Raw genomic sequence first — 1,589 nt, forward strand, 5'->3', positions numbered from 1 at the left:
TGTGGAATTTAGGGCTAATCTACGTCAGCCCCATAAAATATTATATAGATCATCTCCAGTGCCGTCTGAAAATATCAGGCTGTATTTTTACATTTAACCATGCCGTTGGAGATTGATTCTATTTGTGCGTTTAAAAAATACAATGCAAATATTCATTACACTTTTACTGTAAACCATTTGACAAAGTCATCTTTAAAGCTATAATATTTCTCATATATGATTTTTGTTATATATGTTTATTTATAGACAATCCATTCTTAAACAAGGAGCAATAAAATGAAACGAAACTTGGGTACTTTAGATCGCGTAATCCGTATTGTTATCGGTGTTGCGCTGATTGCTGCGGCCGCTACCGGACACATTGGCTGGTGGGGTTGGCTGGGCATCATCCCCCTGGGTACAGCACTGATTGGCAACTGCGCGCTGTACAGCTTATTGGGCATCAACACCTGCCGCATCAACAAAAAATAAAGAAGGCAAAACATGAGTACGGTCGGACAACTCCCGCAAATCAAGCCTTCTGAAGCAATGGCAAAAATCCGTGAGGGCGCGTTGGCAGTGGACATCCGAAGCCAAGCCGAATATCGGGGCGGGCATATTGGCGGTGCATTATCCCTTCCGCCTGAACAGCAGCGAGACAAACTGCCCGATGATACGGCCCCATGCCTGATTTTTTATTGCCTGAGCGGTAAACGTACAACACGGTCAGAAACAATATTGTCAGCACTTAGCCAAGGTCGCGAATGTTATATTCTAGAAGGCGGCTTACTGGCATGGAAATCAGTAGGACTTCCTATTGTTGCCGACCAGTCGGCACCGGACATCATGCGGCAGGTGCAAACCATAGCGGGCAGTTTGATTCTGTTGGGCGTGCTGGCAGGTTGGCTGGTATCGCCTTGGTTTTATCTGATAGACGTGATGGTCGGCGCAGGCCTGTTAACGGCCGGACTAACCGGATTCTGCGGCATGGCACGCCTACTGGCCAAAATGCCATGGAACCCTTAAACAAAGGCCGTCTGAAAGTTGCTGCTGAGGCCATTATGACTGATAATTCGACCTCCTCATTTGCCGAAAAGCGCGAAAAATGACTATTGCCGACAATCAACCTCCCTACGAAGAAGCCAGCGCTTTTCTCAAACTTCTGGCCAATCCCAACCGCCTCGCCGTATTGTGCAAACTACATGAAAGGCCGCACAATGTAACCGAGTTGGCTGAATCATCCGGACTGCCGCAAGCGGCAATGTCCAGCCAATTAGCCCTACTACGTGAAGCCGGTTTGGTATCGTTTGAAGTGAACCATCGGGAACGGCAATATTACATTGCGGATCCGAGGGTAACCGAGATGATACAGTTGCTGTATTCCTTTTTCTGTGCAGAAAAATCTTGAAATGTTATCGAAATAGGATAGCCAAAAAATCTATCCATTTATAATTTTAAAGGTCGTCTGAACCTTTTTCAGACGACCTTTATTGTATTTTTAGTCTTGCCATATAATCTCGTGTTTAGAACCATAAGTAATCTTCTTGATATTGTTTTCAAGAGCAATTTCTTTATCTAAGGGGCTGACGTAGATTAGCAGTTATGCTAGG

Annotated in this window: 3 protein-coding genes; all 3 read left to right on the top strand. The window is 45.1% G+C overall.

Annotated features, from left to right (window positions below; genetic code table 11):
• Positions 1-276 precede the first annotated feature (276 nt).
• The 3 genes from HMPREF2661_RS08830 to HMPREF2661_RS08840 all read left to right on the top strand — a co-directional run bounded on the left by HMPREF2661_RS08830 (position 277) and on the right by HMPREF2661_RS08840 (position 1,387).
• A complete protein-coding gene (locus HMPREF2661_RS08830) occupies positions 277-471 on the top strand; it encodes a YgaP family membrane protein (protein ID WP_036491196.1) in 195 nt (64 codons plus the stop codon).
• A 12-nt stretch (positions 472-483) separates the two neighbouring features.
• Positions 484-1,005: a rhodanese-like domain-containing protein gene (locus HMPREF2661_RS08835; RefSeq protein WP_070823425.1), complete on the top strand. Its 522-nt coding sequence runs from the start codon at positions 484-486 to the stop codon at positions 1,003-1,005.
• A 79-nt stretch (positions 1,006-1,084) separates the two neighbouring features.
• Complete coding sequence (locus HMPREF2661_RS08840; protein ID WP_063068694.1) at positions 1,085-1,387, top strand: ArsR/SmtB family transcription factor; 303 nt, start codon at positions 1,085-1,087, stop codon at positions 1,385-1,387.
• The last annotated feature ends 202 nt before the right edge of the window (positions 1,388-1,589 follow it).

It is taken from the genome of Neisseria sp. HMSC061B04, from assembly GCF_001836705.1.
In the GTDB taxonomy this organism is placed as follows: Bacteria; Pseudomonadota; Gammaproteobacteria; order Burkholderiales; family Neisseriaceae; genus Neisseria.